Consider the following 25,092-nt stretch of genomic DNA (forward strand, 5'->3'; position numbering starts at 1 on the left):
CTTCACGGCGGGTGGTCAACGTGCGTTGCAGTCGGCCGCGGCTCGTGTTCAGTGCGACCCACGGGTCACACACACTGAGTGGATCACGCCTGGGAACCCAGGCACCACGACACCCCGGTAGCTCCCGCGTAAACTCACCCGCGGGGCGGCACACGCCGCAGCAGCTACCGGGGTTTTTTGTAGTGAATCGTGAAGCGTGAGTCGTGTTTGTGACTCGTGCTCGTGCGAGCAGGTAATGCCGGGCGCGTACGTCCTTACCGCTCGATGCGCTCGACGTAGATGTACTGAATCCTGCCGCTGTCGCTGACGAAGGCGCTGAGGGCGAGGCTGAAGACGCTCAGCAGCAACGCACCGAACACGGCCGACCAGAAGCCGTGGACCTCGAACCCCTTGACGACCTCGGAAGTCAACCACAGCATGAAGCCGTTGATCACGAAGGTGAACAGCCCGAGCGTCAGCAAGTTGATCGGCAATGTAAAGATCAGGACCAGCGGGCGCAGAAAGGCGTTGAAGATGCCGAGGACGACGGCGGCGACGAACACCGCCCCCATGCGGTGAAACTGGATGCCGCTGACGACCAGGCTCGTCAGCCAGAGAGCGAACGCCGTCACCAACCAGCGAATCACCAACCCGCGCATGACTCGCTCTTTGCACGGACGGCGGCGCGGCTCAAGGCCTCGGCTGCTCGCTTCGTGTGCGGCCAACTCACTGGCCCGCGATTGTCGCCGGGCAGGCGAGCCGGTATCGTGCAGCGATGTTCCGCCGCGTGGTGCTGCTGCTGACCCTGAGTGCCCTATCGGCCTGTGTATGGCGCAGCTACGAGTCGATCGTTGAAGTGCACCTCACCGTGCTGCTGCAGATGACCGACAAACTGTGCGGCATCGGTGAGGATGCGCATGTGCCAGCGGCGGCCGATATGGCGGAGTTCACCTACCCGGCGCAGCGTGGCCGGCAGTTCTTGCGTCAGTTTCAACGCTACGCCGAGCGCTCATCGTACAAGGACTTCGGCGAGTTTCTCGATCACTACGAAGCGATGCTCAAGCGCGTCGACGCGGCGCGAGTGAACCCGGAGTCGTGGCACGCCGAGCGGCCGCTGCAGCTCCGCGATCGTGCGCTGCTGTCGCACTTGGCCGCGACCATCCGGCGCGATCTCAAAGGATGACGGCGGCGACGGGGATGGCGAGGGCCTTTCCGCGGCACGCGGGTGATGTGCTGACCACGCTGCGCTTGGCCGGCACGCCGCTGTTCGTCGCCTTGGTGTGGCGCGCGCCGCATCACATCGGCGCGGGTTGGCTAGCAGCCGGGCTGTTCTACGCGATCACGGCGAGCGATTTCTTCGATGGCCGGTTGGCGCGCCGCGCGGGCGAGACCAGTGCGATCGGACGCGTGCTCGATCACGGCGCGGATATCGTGTTCATCCTTAGCGCGCTCACCACCTACGTCGCGCTTGGCGTCGTGCCGTGGTGGGTGCCGGCGGCGATCGCGGCGTCATTCGCGACCTACGTCTACGATTCGGCGCGCGGCACCGTCGCGGCCGCACCGCAGTTGCGTCCCAGCCGCATCGGCCACCTCGGCGGCTGGCTGAACTACGTGCTCGTCGGCGTGGTGGTGTGCAATGAGAGCACCGGCTTGCGTGTGTTACCCGCGCCGCTGCTGACGCTGCTCTACGCCCTGGTTCCGCTGTACTCGGGCGCTGCGATTGCGGAGCGGGTGCGGATGCGGCTGGTGCGTTAAAAACAGTTGCCGGTGTCGCGGCACGCGGTGTAGGGTGCCGCAAATGAACCGCCGGCCCCGTTCATGGTTGGCTGTGTTGAGAACCCGGAGGCGACGATGAAACGGAACATGCTGACTGCCTTGAGCCTCGTGACCCTGCTGAGTTCAGGACTGGCGCCAGCGTGGGCGGCGTTCGGGCCGATCACTCAGATCAGCCTCGGGCTCGCCGGTGCGCAACCGAACTCAGATAGCTCGAGCCCCGTCGTTAACGCCGACGGATCAGCCATCGCCTTCATCTCGAGCGCCGACAACCTCGTTGACAACGACACCAACAGTGCCGCGGACGTGTTCATCGTCGATCGCCATGAGGGCACGACCACGCGCATCGTCGGACCCGATGGCGAGTTCTCGGCCGATAGTGAAGCGCCCGCCATCAGTGACGACGGTCGTTTGGTCGCCTTCGTCAATGACGGCCAGCTCAAGGTGTTCAACCGGGACTTCGGCGTGGTGCAAGACATCGTCGACCTCGTCAACGAGCCGTATGCCTTCAGTGGCAACGGTCGCTTCTTGGCGATCGCCGCCGAAGACGAGCAGGAGCTGGCGGCCGACGATCAGAACGGAGTCACGGACGTGTACATCTACGACCGCCTCACCCAGCACTTCGATCGGGTGAGTCGGCCCGTCGCTGGCGGGGAGGCCGATGCGCGCAGCGTGTCGCCGGCGATCACCCCCGATGGCCGCTACGTGGCCTTCGTGTCGAGCGCAACCAATCTCGTCGCGCAGGACGACGGGCGCGACACCGTGTTCGTGTTCGATCGCATCGACCGCAAGATGGAAGCGATCAGCGGATTCGGTGCGAGCGAAGGGAGCCTTCTCGACGCGACCATCCCCCCGGCTATCAGTAGTGATGGCCGCTTCGTGAGCTATCTCGGCCAAGACAATACCGGCACCGCCGGTGTCTACGTGCGCGACCGCACGCAACAGACCACCATGAAGCTCGGGATTTCCGGCCCGTCGACCCCCCCGGACATTTCCACCAACAGCGGCGTGACGATGAGCGGCGACGCGCGCCGAGTGGTGTTCGGCCTGCTCGGTGTTTTTTTCGAGGACGTGTATCTATTCGATCTCAATAGCGCGACGACGATCGTCGTCAGCGCCGCCGTCGGCGGTGGGGCGGCGGACGGCGACAGCGTCGGTGCGCGCATCAGCAGCAACGGCCGCGCCGTGGTGTTCGCGTCTGACGCGCAGAACGTGGTGTCGTCCGGTCCCGATGGGTTCACGATGAACGTGTTCCTCGCCACGCCAACGGCCCCGGTGTGTCAGCCAGGCGACGTCAACGGTGACGGCGTCGTCGATGCGGCGGACATTCCGGCGCTGATTCAACTGATCTTCGGCAGCGGAGCGTGAAGCGAAAGCAAGCTCGCCCATCTGCCGTTCACCTATCTTGACGCCGCCCTCACCGTTCGAGTACAAGCAACGCGCGATCAGGTTCCCCGAGCGCGCTCGGGGCGAAGAGGGAAGGGGGTGTGAAGCCCCCGCTGCCCCGCAACTGTAAGGGGGGACAACGGCTGCGAATGGCCACTGTCTGGGAAGCCAGACGGGAAGGCGCGGCCCGCGGATGATCCCCAAGTCAGGAGACCTGCCTGATCGGACAGGCCGATGTCACCGGCGCTTCGCGCGCGGGTGATGCTCCCGAGGGGGGACGGCGGCTGTGACCGATCACTCGTGATCCCGTCAACGCCTCGATCCCGTGAGGGAGCCGAGGCGTTTCTTTATGCGGCGACGGGACGTGCGAGACGTGATTGATCCTCTGCTTCATGTGAGACCGCCTACAGGTTGGCCGACGGCCGTGTCTTTCGTCCTGGCGCTGGCGCTGCACACCGCGTTGCTGGCATTGAGTCGCACGCACCAACTAGCGGGCGACGCTCCGCTCCAATTGATTCGCGTGACGCTGCAATCCGGCGGCGCCTCAGCATCGCTGGCGAACACGGCGAGCGCGCCGGCAACGCATGTGGTGGCAAATGCACAGCCGGTACGCGAGCAGCGCGTGCAGCTTGCGCGCCACACCTATCGATCGCCAGCCGCGATCGTGGATGGCGCCGGGTCGCAGTTGGCGAACGCGGAAGTCGGCAGCGAGTTGGCTGGGTCGGGCGCGTTGGTTAGCGGAACGGGCGCGGGCATCGGAATGGGAACCGGCGACGGCGCAGACCAGCGCGCCGCGTGTATCTCTTGCCCCGCGCCGCGCTATCCGCTGGTCGCGCGCGCGCGGGGTTGGGCGGGCACCGTCCACGTCGGCTTGTCGGTGCTCGCCGATGGCAGCGTCGAGGACGCCAGCGTGCGGCGCTCCTCGGGCTACGGTGTGCTCGACGAAGCCGCGATGACGGTGGCGCGCCGCAGCCGCTTCACACCGCCAGAGACGCGTGGCCTGCCGGCGCCGCTGCACGGCCGCATCGAGTACCGATTCGAACTTTCAGTGGCAGAATGAAGGAGGGAAGGATGATGATGAGGAGGATGGTCGGCGTTGTCGCCGCACTGATGCTGATGCAGCGAGTCGCGTGGGCGGCGGAAGAGGAGCAGGCTGAGAAGTCGCTCGGTACGGTGGTAGTCACGGCGACCCGGACCGAGCAACCGATCGAGGCGGCCACCAATTCCGTCTCGGTCATCTCGGCGCAAGACATCGCCAATCGACAGACGCAAACCGTGAGCGACGCGCTGCGCGACACGCCGGGGGTTGACGTCGTGCAGCCGGGGTCGACGGGAACTGCCGCGGGCGTCTTCATTCGCGGCGCCGACACTGATCAGACGCTGATCTTGGTCGATGGCGTCGAGGTCAACAGTGCGACGCTGGGCGGATTCAACTTCGGCAACATCATGACCGATGACGTCGGGCGCATCGAAGTGCTGCGCGGCAGCGGCGGCACGTTGTACGGTTCCGAAGCCATGGCCGGAGTCATCAACATCCTCAGCGCGAAGGGCGCCGGGGCACCGCACTTCTCGCTCGCCAGCGGCGGCGGCAACATCGGAACCTCGTCGTCACTCGGTGCCTTCGGCGGCGAGCGGGGCATCGTCGCCTTCACCGGGTCGCTCGGTTACTTCACCACCGCCGGGTTTCGCGCGACCAACAATGACTTCTCGAACTTGACCAGTGCGCTGCGCGTTGACGTCACCCCGATCGAACACGGCACGTTGCGCGGTTTCTGGCGCTCGGCGAATTCGAGTCTCGGTCTGGCCGACAACAACATCGGCAACGGCTATGGCGACTTCATCGATCCCAACGCGCGCCAGAGCGATACCTTCTACCTTGGCAAGGGCGAGTGGGAACACACGCCGACGGAGAATCTGACGTACCGGATCTCGGGTGCGTACAACTACACACTCAACGTGCTCTCCGATAGCGTCGATACCGAGGTCATCCCTCCGCCGTTTCCGCCCTTCTTTCTCTCCTATTTCCGCGTGCCGAATACGAACACGGTGGCGGATGCACAGACCGACTACACCGAAGGCACCCTGGGCGTGACCACAGTGGGATTCGAATTCAAAGAACAGACCGGCGCGCTGAAATCGGTGTCCGGCAGTGGGGACGTTGTCCGGTTCGACGCCAGCCGCAATAACTACGCCGGCTACGTGCAGCAGCAACTGCGCTTCCTCGATGACCGCCTGAGCATCGTTGGCGGCTTCCGTACCGACGGCAATCAGGACTTCGGAAGCGAGACCAGCGCGGCGTGGTCCGTCGGCTACCTGGAAGATTGGGGACAGCACGACCGCTGGAGCACGCACGTGAAGAGCAGCTACGCGGAAGGATTTCGTGCGCCGACGTTCAACGAGCTGTTCTTTCCGAAGTCGGGCAACCAGAACCTCGCCGCCGAAACCTCGAGCGAGTACGACGTTGGCGCGGCGCAACACCTCGGCTTCGAGTGGCTGACTGCCGAGGCGACCTACTTCACGCGGCGTACTTCGAACTTGATCCAGTTCACGTCAGTCGCGCAATGTCCGGGTGCGGTGGTTGAGCCGGGGGCGACGTTCACGCCGTGCAACCTCGGGCGTGCCGACGTGCAAGGCGTCGAGACGGTGGTGGGAGCGGGTCCGATCCACGGCGTGTCGCTGCGGGGCACGTACACCTATCTTGATTGGAACCTCCTCGGTGGCAAGCAACTGCTGCGGCGGCCACACAATCGGATGTCCGCCACGCTCAACTATGATCGCGGGCAGGTGTTGCGGCCCGCCGACCGTTTCAACGCCAATCTCAACGTACTCTTTGTCGGCGAGCGCACCGACATCGATCCGCAGACCTTCACCAACACCGCCAATCAGACCTACACCCGCGTCGATCTGGCGATGCGCTACGACATGCCGCTGCCCGGACGCGAGACCAGCACGGTCGGCGTCTTCGCGCGCGTGCAGAATCTGTTTGATCGCAACTACGACGAAGCGCTCGGCTTCAAGTCGCCGCCGATCAACGTGTTGGCCGGCGGGCGCGTATCGTTTTGAAGGCGTGAGTCGTGACGCGTGAATCGTGAGTCGTGAATCGTGAGTGGTCGGAACACACTGCGGTGGTTTGCGCTGCGGACTTGGCTGCCGACTGCCCACTGCCGACTGCCCGCTGCCATCTTCCTGCTGCCGACTGCCCTCTGCCTACTGCCTACTGCCGCCGCGGCGGAACCACAGCGCATCATTTCACTGGCGCCGTCGGTGACCGAGACGATCTTTGCGCTCGGTTTGGGCGAGCGACTCGTCGGCGTGTCGGTCTACTGCGACTATCCGCCGGAAGCCGAACGCATCGAACGGGTCGGCACGTTTCTCACGCCGAATGTCGAAGCGATTGTCGCCCAGCGGCCGGATCTGATCATCGCGGTGCCGAGTCCGGGCAATCAGAGCGGAGTCGAGTCGCTCCGTCGACTCGGAATGAAGGTCGTGTTGGTGAATCCGAACACGGTGGTGGAGATCGAGGAATCGATCGTGACGATCGCGCGCGAGCTGAGTCACGAAACCGATGGGCGCGCCCTGGTGCGGCGCATCGAAGAAGGAATGGCGGCGGTGCGTGCGCGTCTGGCCGACGCGCCTGCGCGCAAAGTGCTGATGGTGGTGGGGCACACGCCGTTGATCGCGGTCGGCAGTGGTACGTTTCAAGACGAGTTGATCGCGATGGCGCATGGCATCAACGTGGCGGCGCAAGCTGGCGGCGCTTGGCCGCATCTGAGTCTCGAATTCGCGATCGCGGCGGCGCCCGAGGTCATCATCGACACCACGATGGGTAACGAAGAGCAGCCTGGGGCGGACGCCGCGCTCGAATTTTGGCGCGCCTTTCCGACCATCCCCGCGGTGAAGGCGGATCGCGTCTCCGGATACAAGGCCTATCAACTGCTGCGGCCAGGCCCGCGGCTCGCGGATGCGTTCGCAGCGATCGCGCGGTGCGTGCACCCGGAGCGGTTCAAATGACAACGCATATATCCCTCGATACACAGCCCTCGATACGCTGCCTGCGGCAGCTACTCGGGCTGCTACTCGGGAAAGCGGAGAGAGAACCCGCCTCCCCGAGGAGGACGCGGAGTGGCCGCATCGAGGGGTGCCAGCCCAAAGTCCAATGTCCAAGGTCGAAAGTCTGAATGTTGGCTCCTTGACCTTGGACGTTGGACCTTAGACTTTGGACTCATGCATCTTACCTTCCGCCGTTTTGTAGTCGTCAACGCGCTGCTGATCGTCGTCCTGTTCGCGTCCATCGTGTTGGCGTCGACGATCGGCAGCGTCCACGTCGATCTCGCGCGCGCGTTGACGGCGGGCATTGCCGACAACACGGATCGGGTGATCCTGTTCGAGACGCGGTTGCCGCGCGTGCTGTTGGCCGCCATCGTTGGCGGTGCGTTGGCGAGTGCGGGCGTCGCATTGCAGGGCTTGCTGCGCAATCCGCTCGCCGAGCCGCACTTGATCGGGGTTTCGGGCGGCGCCGCGCTGGGTGCAGTGATCACAGTGATCATTGTCGGTCGCAGTGCGTTCAGCGAGACGGCGCTGCTGCCGATCGGTGCGTCAGCGGGAGCGCTGGTGTCGATGGCGGTGATCTATCGGCTGGCGTTGGTGCACGGCCGGCTGCAGCCGTACGTGCTGCTGCTGGCGGGCGTGGTCTACAACGCGTTCGCCGGCGCGCTCATCATGTGCGTGAACGCGGTCGCCGACTTCTATCAGGCGCAGGGCATCCTCTATTGGCTGATGGGCAACTTAGCGGCGCAGAGCTATCGGCTGGTCGGCGCGATCGGACTCTATACTGCCGTCGGCTTCGTCTGGCTGCTGCTGCACGCGCGGCAACTCAACGTACTGACCCTGGGTGAGGAGTCGGCCCTGCAACTCGGCGTCGCCGTCGACCGCACGCGGCGCGCGATGTTTCTCGGCGCGTCGTTTCTGGTTGGTGCGGTGGTCTCGGTCAGCGGCATGATCGGCTTCGTCGGCTTGATCGTGCCGCACGTGATGCGGCTGATCCTCGGCGCCGATCATCGGTTGCTGTTGCCGGCATCGTTGCTGGCGGGTGCCACGTTCTTGGTGTGGGCCGACACGATCGCGCGCAGCGCGCTCGGCGTCGTCGAGATTCCCGTCGGCGTGGTCACCGCACTGTGCGGCGGGCCGTTTTTCGTCTACTTGCTCAAGCGCGAAGGGAGGAAAGTGTTTGGCTGAGCCGATCGAAGCCAGCGGCCTGCGCTTCAGCTACGGCCGCGAGCCGGTGATTGACGACGTGTCCCTGACCCTCGTCGCGGGCGAGATGCTGGGCGTCATCGGACCCAACGGCTCGGGGAAGTCGACGCTGCTGCGGCTGCTCAGCGGCGTGTTGCATCCCGACCGCGGCGAAATCCGGATTCATGGGCGCGCCCTCAGCGAGTATTCGCGACGGGAGCTGGGTCGGACCATCGCCGTGGTGCCACAAGACACCGCCATCGAGTTCCCGTTCTCGGTCACCGAGGTCGTGCTGATGGGGCGCTCGCCGCATCTGAGCGGCTTCGCCTTCGAGAGCGCGCACGACGTAGCGGTGGCGCGCGAAGCCATGCGGCGCACCGACGTACTGCCCTTGGCGGACCGGTCGATTCACGAGCTGAGCGGCGGCGAACGCCAACGCGTCGTGCTTGCGCGCGCGTTGGCGCAGGATGCGAGCGTCCTGCTGCTCGACGAGCCGGGAGCCTTTCTCGACATTCGACACGAAGTCGAGATCTACGATTTGCTCCGCGATCTGCAGCACGAAGGGCGGAGCGTGATCTCCGTCCTGCACGATCTCAACCTGGCGGCGCTGTACTGCGATCGGGTTGCGTTGCTCAAAGCCGGGCGCCTGGTGCAGCTCGGCCCGCCGGCGGAAGTGATCACGTACAAGAATCTGACCGACGTGTACGAGACCGAAGTCTACGTCGACGTGAACGCCATCACCGGCGCGGTGAACGTGCTGCCGTTGAGCCGCAAGTATCGCGACAAACTCCGCTCGTGAGTTCGCCGTTCGCTCGCTTGACTCGCGGATTACGCGCGGTCTATCTGCAACGCCTGTGCGTGTCCGAATCACAACCCACGACTCGGCAATCAGCAATCGCGTCCCGAAGGAGCGATGAGCGCTGAGGAGAGCACGAGCCTGCAGCGTCTCCTGCGCCCGCGGCTGGCGACTGCGTTGCTCGAATCGTTTGCCGCGCTGGCGCCCGATCTCGGTTTGGCGGTGCTGCGATCCGACCGGCGACCGCTCGCCAGTGCCGGGAGCTGGCCGGACGGATCGTTGAGCGAGGTGTCGGCCGGCGACGACTCGGCGAACCACCGATCCTATCCGTTGCTTGCTGGCGCGCGGGCGGTGGGGACGTTGATCGCGCGCGGCCCCGTGTCCGGCATCGCGAGCGTTACCGAGCGTGTTCTGCACGACACGTTGTCCGCCTTGCTCGCGCAGGCGATCGAGAAGCGCGACATCACCGCGGAAGCGCTGCAGGGGTACCGCGAGGTCAACCTGTTGTATCGCGTCGGCGAGACGATCGGGCGCTCCCTCGACCCCAACGTCATTCCGGAACTGATGCTGCAAGAAAGCAAGCTCATCACCGCTGATGCCGGGTTCGTGCTGCTGGGCGATGTGGCGGCGAGCTACGGTGAAGCCGATGACGTGTCAGCGCTGAACGAGGCCGTGCAGGTGGTGATCGATTCGCTCTGGCAGAGCGAGCGCCCGGCGATTCTGACCGACATCCCCGGCGCCGGTTCGCGATGGAGCGCGATCCTGTGGGCGCCGCTGCGCGGCAGCGATCGGGTCCTCGGTGGCATTGCGCTCGGCCGCCGTGCCGGGCAGCCGGTGTTCGCGGCAAACGAGGAGAAGCTGCTCATGGCGCTGGCGGCGCCGTCGGCGCTGGCGTTGCAGAACGCCCACTTGTTCGCCGACCTCGAACAGACGCTCAACAGCACGCTCGAAATCAAGACGTTGATGGACAACGTCCTGGCGTCGATCGCCTCGGGTGTGCTCACCACCGACCTGCACCGGCAGATCACGCTGTGCAACGAGGCTGCGGCGCGCATCTTGGGTCTGACTCGTAACGCGATTGTCGGTCGGCCGCTGGCGCGGGCGTTGCCGGCGCCGTTCTCGCGATTGAGCGCCATCATCGCCGGCACGGCCGAACGCGGCACCGCGACTCCGGCAGGCAACCTCTCGGTCACAATGCCCGGGCGCGGCCCGCTGCACTTGTTCGTCTCGTGCACTCCCCTTCGTGATGCACAAGGCGAGCGCAGCGGGGCGGCCGTGGTCATCAACGACTTCTCCGAGCAACGCGAGGTCGAAGCCGACCGCGATCGCATCCACCAGACCTTCGGACGTGTGGTGGCGCCGCGCGTGCGTGATCGCTTGCTCTCCGATGCGAGTCACCTTCGACTCGACGGCGATCGCCACACCATCACGGTGCTGTTCGCCGACTTGCACAACTTCACACCGTTCAGCGAGCGCACCGAGCCGGAGAAGCTGTTCAAGGTGTTGAACTCGTATCTGTCGCTGGCGGCGCAGGCGGTGCTGAACGAAGAGGGCACGCTCGATAAATTCCTCGGCGATGCGGTGATGGCGTTCTGGAACGCGCCCGACGCGCAGCCGGACCACGCGTTGCGGGCGACGCGCGCGGCCATCGCCATGCAGCGCGCGGTCGAGGCGCATCGCGGCGCCGTGGAAGAGCAGTACCACCTGCACTTCAGCATCGGCATCACCACGGGCGCCGCGATTGTCGGCAACGTCGGCACCAGCGAGCTGTTCAACTACACCGCGATCGGCGACACTGTGAACCTGGCGCAGCGCTTGGAGAGCCTCGCCGAGCCCGGGCAAATCTTCCTGTCGGAAGCGACACATCGTGAGGTGTCGGCGCACGTCACCGCGACGGAGCGTCCGCCGGTGCAGGTCAAGGGCCGCCAGCAACCGGTGGTGGTGTACGAGCTGAAGAGTCTCGCCCCTTAGGATTTGATCGTGTCCGACAACTCCCGCACCGATTCCGTCGCCCCGAAGGGGCGCAATCCATCAGCCCAGGGCAACGCCCTGGGCATGTGCTCATCCTGAAACGTGAGCCGCCGGTGATGTTGTTCCTGCTGCTGGATATAGCGAACTACGGCCGATGCCTGCGACTCGCCAACGGAGAACGCGCCGTAGCCCGCCTGCCAGGCAAAGGCGCGAACGCCGCGCCTCTTGATCCACTTCGAGGAGCTGGTCTTGATCTGCTCGACGACGTTAGCGAGCGTGACGGTCCGCCCCAACGAGCACAGCACATGAACATGATCGGCCGTGCCGCCGACCTGCAGCGCGGGGCAGCCGAGGTTGACCAGGATGCCACCGAGGTAGGCGTGCAGCTCGAGCCGGATTGCGGTTGGGATTGTGGGTTCCCGCTTTTTGGTGCTGAAGATGAGGTGCACCAGAATCTTGGCCAGGGATTGTGCCATGGTGCATTGGGTTACGCCCTTTCAGGGCTCGGTGTCTATGATGGGCACCTAGACCCAGGGCGATGCCCTGGGCTGATGGATGGCCGCCCCTCCGGGGCTGCGCAACGACCACCGCTTTCGATCGTCGGTGGAGAACTCGGGTCGCGCTGCGTCCCCGCTGGCATTCGCGAGAAATTTCCGAGGAGGGATCATGGCAACCAAAATTCTGATCGTCGATGATGAAGCGCACATTCGTTCCCTCATCCAGCAAACGTTGGAGGAGCTGGAAGACGAAGGTGTCGAGCTGCTGACTGCCGGGGACGGGCAGACGGCGCTCGAACTGATCAAAGCCGAGCAGCCGCGGCTGGTGTTCCTCGACGTGATGATGCCGAAGATGAACGGCTTCGACGTCTGCCGCGCCGTCAAGAAGGATCTCGGGCTCGGCGGAGTACACATCGTCTTACTCACCGCGAAGGGCCAGGAGATCGATCGCCAGAAGGGCGACGAGGTCGGCGCCGACGTCTACATGACCAAGCCGTTCGATCCGGACGCGCTGCTGGCGCATGCGCGGCAGGTGCTGGGGCTGTAGGACGGTGCTGAGCGCCGATTTGGATCGGCGCGACGCATCGTTTAACCGCAGGAGCATCGCATGAATCCCTACGCGCTGCCGTCGATCATCACCGTCATCCCATACGTCATCCTTGCCCTGACGGTTCTGTTGCTCAATCCGCGCGACCGCACGACCCGCTGGCTGGGGTACATGCTGCTGGGGTTTGCCGCCAGTGGAGCAGCGATTGCCTATTTCCATCTGGCGACGACGCGAGAGCAGGCGGTCTTTCGGAACCGCGTGCCGTACTTGGTTGTCCTGCCGAGTGTCTTTGTGTTCGTCGAATACGCCTGTGTGTGGTTCGGGGGAGCTGAACGGTTGCGGGAGCTTCTGCTCGGCATCCCGGTGGCGACGCACCGCTGGATTGCAGCCGCGGTCTTGGCCGTCGCCTGGTTGGTGACGCTGTCCAACGACTGGATCGTTGCCCCTCCGATCTACAATGAGACCACGGGTTGGGAACATACATACGGCCCCGGCTACCCGGTCTTCCTACTGGGCAACGGCTACGTCCTCACTTTCGTCGCGTACGTGCTGTGGCGGGGCATCAACGCCGCGCACGAACCAGTGGAGCGCCGGTACAGACGCCTCGGCTTCGTGGCGTTGGTGGGTGGGTTGCCGGTCGGCGCGGGGTTGCTCGGATTTGTCTTCCCGTGGGTTCCGGGCTGGCCGACCCACGCGTTTTCGATGCTGCCCACGCTCTTCGGCTTGTTCCTGCTGACATACGCCCAGATGCGGTACCAGCTCGAAACCATCGGCGAGTTCAGTCGCAAGCTCGAAGAGAAGGTGGCCGTGCGGACCGCTGAGTTGGCGCAGGCGAACCTCAATCTTCAGCAGGCAAAGGAAGCGGCCGACGAAGCCAACCGAGCCAAGAGCGCGTTCCTCAACACCGTCAGCCATGAGCTGCGCACGCCGCTGACCTCGGTGGTCGGCTTTGCGAAGCTGATCAAGAAGCGGCTCACCGACGTGATGCTGCCGGCGCTGGCCGGCGCGGATGCGAAGGTGGAGCGGGCCTCGCGCCAGGTGAGCGACAATGTCGATATCATCGTGGCCGAGGGCGAGCGGCTGACGACGCTGATCAACGACGTGCTCGATCTCGCCAAGATCGAGTCGGGTAAGGTCGAGTGGCACATGCAGCCGGTAGCGGTCGGCGAGATCATCCAACGCGCGATCGCCGCGACGACATCGTTGAGTGGCGCGAAGGGTTTGGCGGTGCACACCGAGATCGGTGAGCTACCGACCGTCGTCGGCGACCCCGATCGACTGATCCAGGTGGTCATCAACCTGCTGTCGAACGCGATCAAGTTCACCGACCACGGCGCAATCACCTGTCGCGCGCGCCGCGTCGACGGCGCCATTGAAGTCGGGGTCACCGACACGGGCACGGGCATCGCGCCCGAGGATCAGCCGAAGGTGTTCGAGCAATTCGTGCAAGTGGGCGACACGCTCACCGGCAAACCGACCGGCACGGGACTCGGCCTGCCCATTTGCAAGCAGATCGTCGAGCACCACGGCGGTCGCATCTGGGTGGAGAGCCAGATCGGTCGTGGCAGCACGTTTGCGTTCACGCTGCCGAGCAATGGCGCGGCGGAAGGCTAGGAACGGATGATCTCGCGCAAAGACGCCAAGGCTCCAAGTCGGCGGGCTGAAGATCCGAGGCAGAGAAGGATCTCCCACTCGTCATTCCGGCCAAAGCCGGAATCCAGTCTCGATCCCAACCCCCACGCCTGGATAGCGGCTTCCGCCGGTATGACGGACCCACTGTCGAGATTTCTTGCGCAGAGCCCGGTGAACACGCGTGCTCTTGCCCGTCGCATTCTTCGCGGCTTGGCGTCTTGGCGCGAGCGTTCCTTCTGTTCCACCAGGGCTGAGCGACGATGACCCTCCAGTACACCCCGGTAATCCTCCCGCTGCTGCTGAGTGCCGCCATCACGAGTGGGCTGGGAGTCTACGCCTGGCGCCATCGCCGCGGAAGCGAGGGTGTAGTCGCTTTTGCGCTCTTGAACTTTTCCGGCGCGCTCTGGGCGCTGGGCGAGGCACTGCAGTGGGCCAGTGCCGATCCCGCTGGACAGTACTTCTGGCTGCGGTTCTATTGGCTAGGGGTCGAGGCACTCCCGTTCTTCTGGTTCGTCTTCGCCGCTCAGTACACCGGCTGGGCTGGGTGGCTGAATCGCCGAAGTCTGGCTTTGCTGTCTGCGGTTCCGATCGGCGGAGTTCTGCTGACGTGGACGAACGAATGGCACCACCTGGTCTGGTCCGGCATGCACCTGTCGGATTCGCACGGAGCGGCGTGGGTCGACATGGAGCGTGGTTCCTGGTGGCCCCCGCTGGTCTTTTGCAACTATGTCTTCATGCTGAGCGGCACGGGCCGGATCGTTGTGTCGCTGGTACGGTCGCCCGAGCGCTATCGCGGTCAGATGTTCGCTCTGCTGGTTGCCGTGGCGAGCCCGTTTGCCGTCAATGTCTTTTTTGTCCTGCGCCCGTCGCCCGTGGATCCAACGCCAATTGCGATGACGATCAGCGGAGCGGTGGTTGCGTGGGCCATCTTTCGCCACCGCCTGCTCGACATGCTCCCGGCGGCGCGTCACACGATCATCGAGAACATGAGCGATGCGATGGTGGTGCTCGATCAGGACCACAGGATAGTCGATCTCAATCCGGCGACCAAGCGAATCATCGGCCGTTCGGGGACCACGGCGATCGGTACACACATCGCCGAAGTCGTGCCGGCGTGGGCTGAGTTGCTGGGCGCGGACGGCGACGGCGCGACGCTGCGCGAAGCCGAGGTGGCGCTCGACGGCCGCGACTACGAGCTGCGCATCTCGCCTGTACGGAATAAGGACGGCGCGGTGACCGGGCGTGTCGTGCTGCTGCACGACATCACCGAGCAGAAGCAGACGCGGGAGAGGTTGCGGCAGAGCGTCGAGACTTCGCGGGTGATCCTCGAGAGCATCGAGGACGGCTATTACGAGATTGATCTCTACGGGAAAATGATTGCGACGACGGACGTCACGGCCCGGCTAGGCGGCCTGGCGAACAAGGAGGAAGCGGTCGGCCGGAACTTCGCCGAGTTCACCGACGAAGCCAGCGCGAAGCGCTTGCTCGGCACGTTCAATCGCATCTATCGGACCGGGGAGGCGATGAACGAGATCGAGTACCCGTTCACCACGCCCGACGGAGTGAGGAAATCGATCGAGATGTCGGCGAGCTTGAAACGCGATGCGACCGGCAAGCCGATCGGCTTCCGCGGCATGCTCCGCGACGTCACCGAGCGCAAGCGTGCCGCGGAAGAACTCGCACGTGCCAAGCGGACGGCCGAAGAGGCGAGCCAGGCGAAGGGCGCCTTCCTGGCCACGGTGAGCCACGAGCTGCGCACGCCGCTGACCTCCGTGCTCGGCTTCGCCAAGCTGATCAAGCGGCGCATGGGCGAGACGGTCCGCCCAGGGATGGCCGCGGCCGAGCCCAAGGTGCAACGGGCGCTGACGCAGGTGAGCGAGAACGTCGACGTCATCGTCATTGAAGGTGAGCGGCTGACGACGCTGATCAACGATGTGCTCGATCTCGCCAAGATCGAGTCAGGCAAGGTCGAGTGGCACATGCAGCCGGTGGCGGTCGGCGAGATCATCGCACGAGCGATCGCGGCCACGACGTCGTTGAGCGAGGCGAAGGGCCTTTCGATGCACACTGAAATCGAAGACGCTCTACCCACCGTCGTCGGCGACCCGGACCGGCTGACCCAGGTCGTGATCAACCTACTGTCGAACGCGATCAAGTTCACCGAGCACGGCACCATCACCTGCCGCGCCCGCCGAGTGGATGTGGCAATCGAGGTCAGCGTCACCGACACGGGCACCGGCATTGCGCCGGAGGATCAAGGCAAGGTGTTCGAGCAGTTCGTGCAGGTCGGCGACACGCTCACCGACAAGCCAACCGGAACCGGCCTCGGCCTGCCGATCTGCAAGCAGATCGTCGAGCATCACGGCGGCCGCATCTGGGTGGAGAGTGAGATCGGCAGGGGGAGCACGTTTGCGTTCACCTTGCCGTGCCCCGAAGGGGCTCAACTCGATAGCCCAGGGCATCGCCCTGGGAACGGGCAGTCGGTGCGCAAGCCCTGAAAGGGCGAAACTCGAAGATGCCTCAGTCGCTGGCAAGTGTCCTGGTTCATCTCATCTTCGGCACCAAGAACCGTGAGCCCAAGATTCCACGCGAACTCCTGCCGCAACTCCATGCCTACATGGTGGGAATCTTCGACAACCTGCAATGTCCTTCGGTTCGCACTGGCGGCATCGCGGATCATGTCCACAGCCTGTTCTCGCTGAGCCGCACGGCAACCATTGCCGCCGTAGTCGAAGCGGTGAAGACAGGTTCTTCGAAATGGATGAAGCAGCGCGGCGTGAAGCATTTCGCGTGGCAGGCCGGCTACGCAGCCTTTTCGGTCAGTGAGTCGCAGAAGGCCGCCGTGATGAGGTACATCGAACGACAAGAGGAACGTCACAAGAGGCAGACCTTCCAAGATGAGGTTCGCACGTTTCTCACACGGCATGGGGTGACCTACGATGATCGGTACGTTTGGGACTAGCCCGTCTGGGTTACTCCCCTTCAGGGCTAGGATGACGGGAACCCCATCGGACCCAGGGCGATGCCCTGGGCTATTGAGTTACGCCCCTTCGGGGCAACGGCGGATGCGGCAACGCTGCGAACCTCCTCTGGCCCCTCTGTGGCCAAGAGGGGAAGCCAAGCGGCGCAATACAGAACGAGCAACCTGAGCGACGATGACCCTCCAGTACACCCCGGTGATTCTGCCGTATCTGTTGAGCGTCTTCCTCACGGGCGGGCTCAGTCTTTATGCGTGGTGGCATCGTCGCGGGCGCGCGGGCGTGCTGACCTTCGCGCTCTTCGGCTTTTCCGCTGCGTTCTTCGCGCTGCGTGAAGCGCTGATATGGGCAAGCGCCGATCTGAGCTGGCAGTACTTCTGGCTGCGGTTGGGCCGGCCGAGTGCCGAAGCTATTCCGCTCCTGTGGCTCGCGTTCGTTGTCCAATACACGGGCGTGTTGCTGAATCGTCGGAGACTCATCCTCCTATCTGCGGTCCCGGTCGCGGCTGGCCTGCTGGGGTGGACGAACCAAGTTCACCACCTGATCTGGTCAGGCGTGAGCCAATCGGATTGGCACGGACTGGCGGGTCTCGATGTACAGCGCGGTTCGTTGTGGCTTCCGCTCCTCCTCTATCAGTGGGCTCAGATGCTCACCGGGGCGGCGCTTGTCGTCGCGGCGTTGGTGCGGGCGCCGGAGCGGTATCGCGACCAGGCGGTGCCGTTGCTGGTCGCGATCGCGATCCCGCTAGCAGCGGCCATCTTCTACGCGGTGCGTCCGTCGCCACTGGATCCAAGTCCGCTGGCGCTGGCAATCAGCGCAGCGGCCTTCGCCTGGGCCATCTTTCGCCACGGGATGCTCAACATGATCCCGGCGGCGCGCCACACGATCATCGAGAACATGAGCGACGCGATGGTGGTGCTCGATCAGAGCGACCGCGTCGTTGATCTCAATCCGGCGGCGAAGCGCATCATCGGACCTTCGGGGGGCACGGCGATCGGGACGCCCATCACGGAGGTAGTGCCGGCATGGGCTGAGGTGCTGCGTGCGGACGGCGACGGCGCGGCGGTGCGCGAGGCAGAAGTTGCCCTCGATGGCCGCGACTACGAGCTGCGCATCTCCGCCGTGCAGGGCAACGACGGTGCGGTCACCGGCCGCGTCGTCCTGCTGCACGACATCACCGAGCAGAAGCAGGCGCGCGAAACGCTGCGCCAGAGCCAAGAGACCTCGCAGCTCATTTTGGAGAGCATCGAGGACGGCTACTACGAGATCGACTTGCAGGGGACATTTACGAAGGCGACCGAGGCCACTGCGCAGGTCATCGGGCTGCCGCGCGCGCAGGTGGTCGGCGCCAATTTCACCCAGCTCGGCGACGCGGCCACGGCCACGCGGCTGCTCGATATCTATCGCGAGGTGTACCGCACGGGGACGGGCATCAAGCAGCTCGAATACGCCATCACCACCCGCGACGGCAGCACCAAACACCTCGAGGCGTCGGCGTCGTTGATTCGTGATGCGGCGGGCAAACCCACCGGCTTCCGCGGCATCGTGCGCGACACCACCGAGCGCAAACGTGCCGAAGAGGAATTGGAACGAGCCAAGCGCGCCGCCGAAGAAGCGAGCCAAGCGAAGGGTGCGTTCCTGGCCACGGTCAGCCACGAGCTGCGCACGCCGCTGACCTCGGTGCTCGGATTTGCCAAGCTGATCAAGCGGCGACTCGGAGAGACGATCCGTCCGGCGGCGGCAACGGCCGATCAAAAGGTGCAGCGGGCGTTGGCCCAGGTGGCGGAGAACGTCGACGTCATCATTGTCGAGGGCGAGCGGCTTACCACGCTGATCAACGAGGTGCTCGATCTCGCCAAGATCGAGTCGGGCAAAGTCGAGTGGCACATGCAGCCGGTGGTGATCGGCGAGATTATTCAACGCGCGATCACGGCAACGTCGTCGCTCAGCGGGGCGAAGGGACTGGCGGTCCACACGGAGGTCGCAGACTCGTTGCCCACCGTCGTTGGCGATCCGGATCGGCTGATCCAAGTCGTGATCAACCTGCTCTCGAATGCGATCAAGTTCACCGACCACGGTGCGATTACGTGTCGAACCCACCGTGTCGACGGCGCGATCGAGGTCCGCGTCACCGACACGGGCACCGGCATCGCGCCGGAGGATCAACCGAAGGTGTTCGAGCAGTTCGTGCAGGTGGGCGACACACTCACCAGCAAACCTACTGGCACCGGACTCGGCCTGCCGATCTGCAAGCAGATCGTCGAGCACCACGGCGGCCGCATCTGGGTGGAGAGCGAGCTGGGCCGCGGGAGCACCTTCGCGTTCACGCTGCCCATCGAGCGCGTGGCAGCCGAAGAGCGCGCCACACTGGCAGCGCCGCGGCGCGTCGAGTTGGGCCTACTGGTCGAGCAACTGCGGCAACGCATCGCCACCCTCGAACCGATCAACGGCGAAGCCCGCAGTGTGCTCATCGTCGACGACGACCCGAGCATTCGTTCGCTGCTGCGCCAGGAGCTGGAGGCGTCCGGACATCACGTACGCGAGGCACACACCGGTGAGGAGGCGTTGGCTGCGGTGAAGCAGAAACGCCCGGGCGTGATCATTCTCGACGTGATCATGCCCGGCCTGAGCGGATTCGACGTCGCCGCGGCGCTACGCACCGATCCGCAGACGCTGAACATCCCGGTCATCATTCTATCCGTCGTTCACGATCGTGAACGCGGGCTGCGGCTGGGTGTGGAGCAGTACTTCACCAAACCGGTGAGCACCGAGGCGTTGCTGCACGAAGTCGATGCCCTCCTGGCGCGCGGACCTGCCGAGAAGAAGGTGTTGGTGGTGGACGAAGATGCGGCCACGGTGCGGACGCTCAGCGACGCATTGCAGGCTCAAGGGTACCGGGTAACGAGCGCTGCCAGCGGGCCCGACGGCATTGCGCGGGCGCTGGCGGATCAACCCGATCTGGTGCTAGTGCGCGCGCACCTGGCGGAACAGCACAGCGTCGTGCAGACGATACGGTCGCACAAGGAGACGGAGGCGGTCTCGTTCCTCCTGTTCGAGTGACGCCGTGAGACCGGGACGCAACGAGCGAGGCTAAATCCAATGGTGGTTCAGTACACGCCCTTGATCCTTCCGCTGCTGCTTGCCGCTGGGGTTACCGGTGCGCTCGGCGTCTATGCCTGGCGACATCGTCGTGGCCGCGGTGGGGTCGTGCCCTTCGCGTTGCTGATGTTCGGCACGACCTGGTGGACGATCTGCGGTACCTTGCAGTGGGCGAGCGCGAACCTGGCGGCACAGTACCTGTGGCTGCAGTGCTCGTGGCTCGCAATCCCCGCAGTGCCGGTGGTGTGGCTGACGTTCGCGGTTGACTACACACGCCGTCGCCGGCTGGATCGGCGCACCATCGCGCTCCTGTGTGTGATCCCGGCGATCTCGACGGTGCTAGCCTTGACGAACGACTGGCACCATTTGCTATGGCGCAGCGTGGAGTCAGCGGGCGGCGGGAGCTCTGTGTTTAGGCTCAGCGCACTGCACGGCCCGTGGTACGTCTATCACCTGGCGTATTCCTATCTCTTGATGCTCGTCGGTACCGTGCTGATCCTGTCGGCGCTGGTACGCTCGCCCGAGCGCTACCGCGGACAGGCCACGGGGTTGATCGTAGCGGTGGTGGCGCCCTGGGCGATGAACGTGGTCTTCCAGACGGGCCTCGTCTCCACCGGGAACATAGACCCGACACCCTTCGCCTTCACAATCACCGGGGCGGCGATGGCGTGGAGCATCTTTCGCTACCGCCTGTTGAACATCGTGCCGCTGGCACACGACGCCGTGGTTCGCAGCTTGCGCGATCCGGTGATCGTCCTCGACGCACGCCAGCACGTCGCCGACATCAACCCATCGGCGGCGCGTTTGCTCGGACGCACTGTGGACGAAGTCGTCGACGAGCTCGGCAAGACCGTCCTCTTTGAGTGGCCGGACGTCGTCGCCCAACTCACCGGCGGCACCGATGGGGAAACCGAGGTGAGCCTGCCCTCCGATGGGTCATCGCGCCCGTACACGTTGCGGCTCTCGACGCTGCTGGACCGCAGCGGCCGTCCCAGCGGCCGGCTCCTGCACCTGCAGGACATTGAGAAACACAAGCAGACCGAAGCCGCCCTGCACGAAACCGAGGAAAGCTTCTACGCCATCGTCGAGAGCATGCGCGCCGACGCGTACTTCGAATCGAATCGCGCGGGCATCATTGGCTACGCCAACCGCGCGTTCTGTGATGCGATTGGATATCCCAAGGCGGAAGTGGTCGGCGCGCACTTCGCGAAGTTCATTGCGCCGGAGTCAGCCGAGGCGCTGGCGCAGTATTTTCGTTCTGCCTACCACGGCAACGCGACGCAACAGCCGCACGAGTACCAATTTCGCCGCCGCGACGGCAGCCTCGGGGTCGGCGAGGTGACGATTTCGCTGGTGCAAGTGAAGGACGGACACCCGGTCGGGGCGCGCGGCATCGTGCGCGACGTTACGCAGCGCAAGCGCGCAGAGGAGGCGTTGCAGAGGGCCAAGGACGCGGCCGAGGAGGCGAGCCAGGCCAAGAGCACGTTTCTCACCAACGTCAGTCACGAGCTGCGCACGCCGCTGACGTCGGTGCTGGGTTTCGCCAAGGTCATTCAGAAGCGATTCGCCGAGCAGATCACCCCGAACGTGAACGTGCAGGACCCCAAGACTGAGCGCGCCGTGCGCCAGGTGACGGAGAACCTCGCTGTCGTTGTGACCGAGGGCGAACGGCTGACGAGACTGATCAACGACGTGCTCGACCTGTCGAAGATCGAATCGGGTCAGGTCGAGTGGCAGCGGCAGTCGGTGGTGGTGGCTGAGCTGATCGAGCGCGCCCGCGCCGCGATCGTTCCGGCGAGCGAGCAAAAGGGTGTGCGGCTGACGATCGACATCGAGCCGGCGCTACCGAGCCTCGTGGGCGACCCGGAACGGCTGACGCAAGCGCTGGTCAACTTGCTGTCCAACGCCGTGAAGTTCACCGCGCCGGGCGGCTCGATCACCTGTACGGCGCGGCGCGCGAGCGACGAGATCGTGTTGAGCGTCAGCGACACCGGCATCGGCATCGCGCCAGCGGATTGCGCCAAGGTGTTCGAACACTTCGTGCAAGTCGGCGACACGCTCACCGACAAACCGACGGGGACGGGTTTGGGGTTGCCGATCTGCAAGCAGATCATCGAGCACCATGGCGGGCGGATCTGGGTGGAGAGCGCGATCGGGAAGGGCAGCACGTTTGCGTTCACGCTGCCGATCAATGGCGCAGCGAAGGGTGGAGGTCGATGACGCCGACCCCACGAATAGCGCTTCGTCCCCGAGCCGTGGTAGAAGCGCGCCATGGCTATCAACGTGAGTCGCGATCTCGAAGCCGAGGTTGAAGCACGTGTCCGACGTGGCGAATACAACTCCGCCGAAGAGCTCCTCCGCGACGCGCTCCGGCTCGTCGATGAGCGCGACCGGTTGCGCGTTGCCATCGAGCAGGGCGCAGCCGAGGCTGACCGCGACGAGCTGCTCGACGGCGCCGGCGTGGTGGCCGAGGTGCGTGCGCGCATCCGCGAGCGACGTGCCGGCGGCGCATGAGCGCGCGCTACCGCTTCACCAAGAGTGCTCGCCAGGACCTGCTCGAAATCGCCGATTACATCTCGGACGACGACCCCGCTGCGGCGGAGCGAGTTGTCGACCAGATCGTCGAGGCCATCGAACGGCTCTGCCAGTTCCCGGCGATGGGGCACGTGGATATCAAACTCGCCGGGCCACGACACCGACTCTGGCCGGTCAGCCGCTATCTGCTGATCTACCGCCCCGACACCGACCCCTTGCAGATCGTTCGCATCTGGGACCCCGCCCGCGGGAAGCCGAGGCTGCGCTGAGCTGGCTCGCGCCGGCTTACCTCGTGGAGTTCTCGCGCCAAGACACCACGGCGCAGAGTAGCCGGAGCGTTCACCATGGCGACTTCGTGGTGAAGTCTTCGTCCGCCTTTGCGTGCTTGGCGTCTTGGCGCAAGCTTTCTTTCCGTTCGATCAGAACTGAGCGACGATGACCCTCCAGTACATCCCGGTGATCCTGCCGCTGCTACTGAGCGCTGCCATATCGAGTGGGCTCGGGGTCTATGCCTGGCGGCATCGCCACGGACGCGAGAGTGTGCCGGCCTTCGCGTTCCTATGTTTCTCTGCGGCGCTTTGGGGATTGGGCGACGCGCTGGGCTTTTCGAACGCCGAGCCACATTGGCAGTACTTCTGGCAACTGTTTCGAACTCCGGGTGTTACAGGGGCACCGCTCGCCTGGCTTGTGTTCGCCGCCCAGTACACAGGTTTTGGTGAGCGGTTGACTCGCCGCACGATCCTGCTGCTGTCCGTGGTGCCGCTTTTCAGTACTCTGCTCACCTGGACGAACCAATGGCACCACCTGATCTGGGCAGGAGTGCGCCAATCGGATTGGGATGGGGCGAGAGTCCTGCTCTTCGACCATGGCCGTGTATGGCACTCGCTGCTTTTCTATACGTATGCAGAGCTCCTCGGCGGTGCGGTACTCATTGTCGGCTCGTTGGTGCGGTCGCCGGCGCGGTATCGCGGCCAAGGGTGGGCACTCCTCGTAGCGGTCGCCAGCCCGGTGATCGTGAGTGTTCCCTACGCCCTGAGCCCATCCCCGCTTGATCCAACTCCCATCGCGATGACCATGAGCGGTGCCGCGTTTGCGTGGGCGATCTTCCGCCATGGCTTCCTCGACGTGATCCCGGCGGCGCGCCACACGATCATCGAGAACATGAGCGATGCGATGGTGGTGCTCGACCAGAGCCACCGCCTCGTCGATCTCAATCCCGCCGCGCGGCGGCTGCTCGGGCGTGAGCGCACCGCCGCGATCGGCCTGCCCGTTGCCGAGGTCGTGCCGGCGTGGGCGCAGTTGCTGGGCGCAGACGACGCGGAGTTGCGCGAAGCCGAGGTCGCACTCGATGGCCGGGACTACGAGCTGCGCATCTCGCCGGTGCGCAACAATGACGGCGCCGTGACCGGCCGCGTCGTCCTGCTGCACGACATCACCGAGCAGAAGCAGACGCGCGAGACCCTACACCGCAACGAGGAGACCATCCGCGCCATCTTGGAGAACATCGAGGACGGTTACTTCGAGATGGATCTGGCCGGGATCTTCACCAACATGACCGATGTGACGGCGCGCCTCGGCGGCCTCGCCAGTCGCGAAGAGGGCATCGGCGGCAGCATCGCCGCCATCACCGATGCCGAGAGCGCCGAACGGCTGCGCGGTATTTTCGCGCGCGTGCGCGAGACCGGCGAAGCGGCGCGCGATATCGAGTACGCGATCACCGCGCGCGACGGCGTGCGGCGCTGGCTGGAAGCGTCGGCGACGTTGATGCGCGACGCGAGCGGCACGCCGATCGGCTTCCGCGGCATCGTGCGCGACTCGACCGAGCGCAAACGCGCCGCCGAAGCGTTGGAAGAAGCGAAGCGCATCGCCGAGGAAGCGAGCCGCGCCAAGGGCGCCTTCCTCGCGACCGTGAGCCACGAACTGCGCACGCCGCTCACCTCGGTGGTCGGTTTCGCCAAGCTGATCAAGAAGCGGCTTGTTGAAGTGATGCTGCCGGCGCTGGCGGGCGCCGATGCGAAGGTCGAGCGCGCCTCGCGGCAAGTGAGCGAGAACGTCGATATCATCGTGATGGAGGGCGAGCGCCTGACGACGCTGATCAACGACGTGCTCGACTTGGCCAAGATCGAGTCGGGCAAGGTCGAATGGCACATGCAGCCGGTGGCAGTAGGGGAGATCATTCAACGCGCCATCGCGGCGACGACGTCACTCAGCGGCGCCAAAGGTCTCGATGTGCGTACGCAGATCGACGACCTACCGATCGTCGTCGGCGATCCCGATCGACTGATCCAGGTCGTCATCAATTTGTTGTCCAATGCGATCAAGTTTACGGCGACCGGGTCCATCACCTGCCGAGCGCATCGCCTCGACGGTGCGATCCAGGTCAGGGTCACCGATACCGGCACGGGCATCGCACCGGAGGATCAGCCGAAGGTGTTCGAGCAATTCGTCCAGGTCGGCGACACGTTGACCGGCAAGCCCACCGGCACCGGCCTCGGCCTGCCGATTTGCAAGCAGATCATCGAGCACCATGGCGGGCGCATCTGGGTGGAGAGCGAGATCGGGAAGGGCAGTACGTTTGCGTTCACACTTCCCATTGAGGCGAGGAACGGATGACCTCGCGCAAAGCCGCCAAGGCGCCAAGAAGAGGCAGACGTTCACCACGAAGGC

At 64.8% G+C, this 25,092-nt stretch carries 19 protein-coding genes, 1 pseudogene and 1 riboswitch; of the genes and pseudogenes, 18 read left to right on the forward strand and 2 right to left on the reverse strand.

Translation table 11 applies throughout. The features are described from left to right. Positions 1-254: 254 nt before the first annotated feature. Positions 255-638, reverse strand: a complete 384-nt coding sequence (locus HYR72_02800) for a phage holin family protein (GenBank protein ID MBI1813886.1) — start codon at positions 636-638, stop codon at positions 255-257. 116 nt (positions 639-754) lie between these two features. On the opposite strand from HYR72_02800, the gene HYR72_02805 reads away from it, so the two are divergent. The 9 genes from HYR72_02805 (at position 755) to HYR72_02845 (ending at position 11,137) form a co-directional block, all read left to right on the forward strand. Beyond that, entirely contained in the window at positions 755-1,162 is a 408-nt protein-coding gene (locus tag HYR72_02805; GenBank protein MBI1813887.1) for a hypothetical protein, read from the forward strand. A 14-nt stretch (positions 1,163-1,176) separates the two neighbouring features. After that, the gene (locus tag HYR72_02810) at positions 1,177-1,734 is read left to right on the forward strand and encodes a CDP-alcohol phosphatidyltransferase family protein (GenBank protein MBI1813888.1); all 558 of its coding nucleotides are present in this window, start codon (positions 1,177-1,179) and stop codon (positions 1,732-1,734) included. A gap of 108 nt (positions 1,735-1,842) precedes the next feature. Continuing rightward, a complete protein-coding gene (locus HYR72_02815; protein MBI1813889.1) occupies positions 1,843-3,120 on the forward strand; it encodes a PD40 domain-containing protein in 1,278 nt (425 codons plus the stop codon). Positions 3,121-3,182: 62 nt separating this feature from the next. Next, a riboswitch (cobalamin riboswitch) is annotated at positions 3,183-3,375 on the forward strand. Positions 3,376-3,898: 523 nt separating this feature from the next. Further along, the gene (locus HYR72_02820; GenBank protein ID MBI1813890.1) at positions 3,899-4,198 is read left to right on the forward strand and encodes an energy transducer TonB; all 300 of its coding nucleotides are present in this window, start codon (positions 3,899-3,901) and stop codon (positions 4,196-4,198) included. An 11-nt stretch (positions 4,199-4,209) separates the two neighbouring features. Then, entirely contained in the window at positions 4,210-6,201 is a 1,992-nt protein-coding gene (locus tag HYR72_02825; GenBank protein ID MBI1813891.1) for a TonB-dependent receptor, read from the forward strand. Positions 6,202-6,240: 39 nt separating this feature from the next. Next, positions 6,241-7,149 carry a cobalamin-binding protein gene (locus HYR72_02830; GenBank protein MBI1813892.1) on the forward strand — a complete coding sequence of 303 codons (909 nt, stop codon included), beginning with the start codon at positions 6,241-6,243 and terminating at the stop codon, positions 7,147-7,149. Positions 7,150-7,362: 213 nt separating this feature from the next. Further along, positions 7,363-8,373 carry an iron ABC transporter permease gene (locus tag HYR72_02835; GenBank protein MBI1813893.1) on the forward strand — a complete coding sequence of 337 codons (1,011 nt, stop codon included), beginning with the start codon at positions 7,363-7,365 and terminating at the stop codon, positions 8,371-8,373. Continuing rightward, on the forward strand, positions 8,366-9,169 hold the full coding sequence (locus HYR72_02840) for a heme ABC transporter ATP-binding protein (GenBank protein ID MBI1813894.1): 804 nt from the start codon (positions 8,366-8,368) through the stop codon (positions 9,167-9,169). The genes HYR72_02835 and HYR72_02840 overlap by 8 nt, the downstream gene beginning before the upstream one ends. 114 nt (positions 9,170-9,283) lie before the next feature. Beyond that, positions 9,284-11,137 (forward strand): PAS domain-containing protein, encoded by a 1,854-nt coding sequence (locus tag HYR72_02845; protein ID MBI1813895.1) that lies wholly within the window; start codon positions 9,284-9,286, stop codon positions 11,135-11,137. An 89-nt stretch (positions 11,138-11,226) separates the two neighbouring features. Here the strand turns inward: HYR72_02845 and tnpA are convergent. Further along, a pseudogene (gene tnpA / locus HYR72_02850) lies at positions 11,227-11,613 on the reverse strand (IS200/IS605 family transposase). Positions 11,614-11,803: 190 nt separating this feature from the next. On the opposite strand from tnpA, the gene HYR72_02855 reads away from it, so the two are divergent. From HYR72_02855 to HYR72_02895, 9 genes are all read left to right on the forward strand, one after another. Further along, the gene (locus tag HYR72_02855; protein ID MBI1813896.1) at positions 11,804-12,181 is read left to right on the forward strand and encodes a response regulator; all 378 of its coding nucleotides are present in this window, start codon (positions 11,804-11,806) and stop codon (positions 12,179-12,181) included. Positions 12,182-12,241: 60 nt separating this feature from the next. Next, the gene (locus HYR72_02860) at positions 12,242-13,795 is read left to right on the forward strand and encodes a hypothetical protein (protein MBI1813897.1); all 1,554 of its coding nucleotides are present in this window, start codon (positions 12,242-12,244) and stop codon (positions 13,793-13,795) included. Positions 13,796-14,073: 278 nt separating this feature from the next. After that, complete coding sequence (locus HYR72_02865) at positions 14,074-16,311, forward strand: PAS domain S-box protein (protein ID MBI1813898.1); 2,238 nt, start codon at positions 14,074-14,076, stop codon at positions 16,309-16,311. Between the two features lie 17 nt (positions 16,312-16,328). Beyond that, entirely contained in the window at positions 16,329-16,775 is a 447-nt protein-coding gene (locus tag HYR72_02870; GenBank protein ID MBI1813899.1) for a transposase, read from the forward strand. Positions 16,776-16,968: 193 nt separating this feature from the next. Beyond that, entirely contained in the window at positions 16,969-19,851 is a 2,883-nt protein-coding gene (locus HYR72_02875; protein ID MBI1813900.1) for a PAS domain S-box protein, read from the forward strand. A 39-nt stretch (positions 19,852-19,890) separates the two neighbouring features. Then, positions 19,891-22,110 (forward strand): PAS domain S-box protein, encoded by a 2,220-nt coding sequence (locus HYR72_02880; protein MBI1813901.1) that lies wholly within the window; start codon positions 19,891-19,893, stop codon positions 22,108-22,110. Positions 22,111-22,161: 51 nt separating this feature from the next. Then, positions 22,162-22,404, forward strand: coding sequence for a type II toxin-antitoxin system ParD family antitoxin (locus HYR72_02885; protein ID MBI1813902.1), 243 nt, complete (start codon positions 22,162-22,164; stop codon positions 22,402-22,404). Next, positions 22,401-22,694: a type II toxin-antitoxin system RelE/ParE family toxin gene (locus tag HYR72_02890; GenBank protein ID MBI1813903.1), complete on the forward strand. Its 294-nt coding sequence runs from the start codon at positions 22,401-22,403 to the stop codon at positions 22,692-22,694. The genes HYR72_02885 and HYR72_02890 overlap by 4 nt, the downstream gene beginning before the upstream one ends. A gap of 166 nt (positions 22,695-22,860) precedes the next feature. Beyond that, positions 22,861-25,038 (forward strand): PAS domain S-box protein, encoded by a 2,178-nt coding sequence (locus HYR72_02895; protein MBI1813904.1) that lies wholly within the window; start codon positions 22,861-22,863, stop codon positions 25,036-25,038. The last annotated feature ends 54 nt before the right edge of the window (positions 25,039-25,092 follow it).

Source organism: Deltaproteobacteria bacterium (assembly GCA_016178705.1).
Taxonomy (GTDB): domain Bacteria; phylum Desulfobacterota; class Binatia; order HRBIN30; family JACQVA1; genus JACOST01.

Coding starts and splice junctions, on each gene's coding strand:
- HYR72_02805 (MBI1813887.1), top strand. CDS start 755: ATGTTCCGCCGCGTGGTGCTGCTGCTGACCCTGAGTGCCCTATCGGCC.
- HYR72_02810 (MBI1813888.1), top strand. CDS start 1,177: ATGGCGAGGGCCTTTCCGCGGCACGCGGGTGATGTGCTGACCACGCTG.
- HYR72_02820 (MBI1813890.1), top strand. CDS start 3,899: ATGGGAACCGGCGACGGCGCAGACCAGCGCGCCGCGTGTATCTCTTGC.
- HYR72_02855 (MBI1813896.1), top strand. CDS start 11,804: ATGGCAACCAAAATTCTGATCGTCGATGATGAAGCGCACATTCGTTCC.
- HYR72_02860 (MBI1813897.1), top strand. CDS start 12,242: ATGAATCCCTACGCGCTGCCGTCGATCATCACCGTCATCCCATACGTC.
- HYR72_02865 (MBI1813898.1), top strand. CDS start 14,074: ATGACCCTCCAGTACACCCCGGTAATCCTCCCGCTGCTGCTGAGTGCC.
- HYR72_02800 (MBI1813886.1), bottom strand. CDS start 638: ATGCGCGGGTTGGTGATTCGCTGGTTGGTGACGGCGTTCGCTCTCTGG.
- HYR72_02870 (MBI1813899.1), top strand. CDS start 16,329: ATGCCTCAGTCGCTGGCAAGTGTCCTGGTTCATCTCATCTTCGGCACC.
- HYR72_02825 (MBI1813891.1), top strand. CDS start 4,210: ATGATGATGAGGAGGATGGTCGGCGTTGTCGCCGCACTGATGCTGATG.
- HYR72_02875 (MBI1813900.1), top strand. CDS start 16,969: ATGACCCTCCAGTACACCCCGGTGATTCTGCCGTATCTGTTGAGCGTC.
- HYR72_02895 (MBI1813904.1), top strand. CDS start 22,861: ATGACCCTCCAGTACATCCCGGTGATCCTGCCGCTGCTACTGAGCGCT.
- HYR72_02835 (MBI1813893.1), top strand. CDS start 7,363: ATGCATCTTACCTTCCGCCGTTTTGTAGTCGTCAACGCGCTGCTGATC.
- HYR72_02845 (MBI1813895.1), top strand. CDS start 9,284: ATGAGCGCTGAGGAGAGCACGAGCCTGCAGCGTCTCCTGCGCCCGCGG.
- HYR72_02880 (MBI1813901.1), top strand. CDS start 19,891: ATGGTGGTTCAGTACACGCCCTTGATCCTTCCGCTGCTGCTTGCCGCT.
- HYR72_02815 (MBI1813889.1), top strand. CDS start 1,843: ATGCTGACTGCCTTGAGCCTCGTGACCCTGCTGAGTTCAGGACTGGCG.
- HYR72_02885 (MBI1813902.1), top strand. CDS start 22,162: ATGGCTATCAACGTGAGTCGCGATCTCGAAGCCGAGGTTGAAGCACGT.
- HYR72_02890 (MBI1813903.1), top strand. CDS start 22,401: ATGAGCGCGCGCTACCGCTTCACCAAGAGTGCTCGCCAGGACCTGCTC.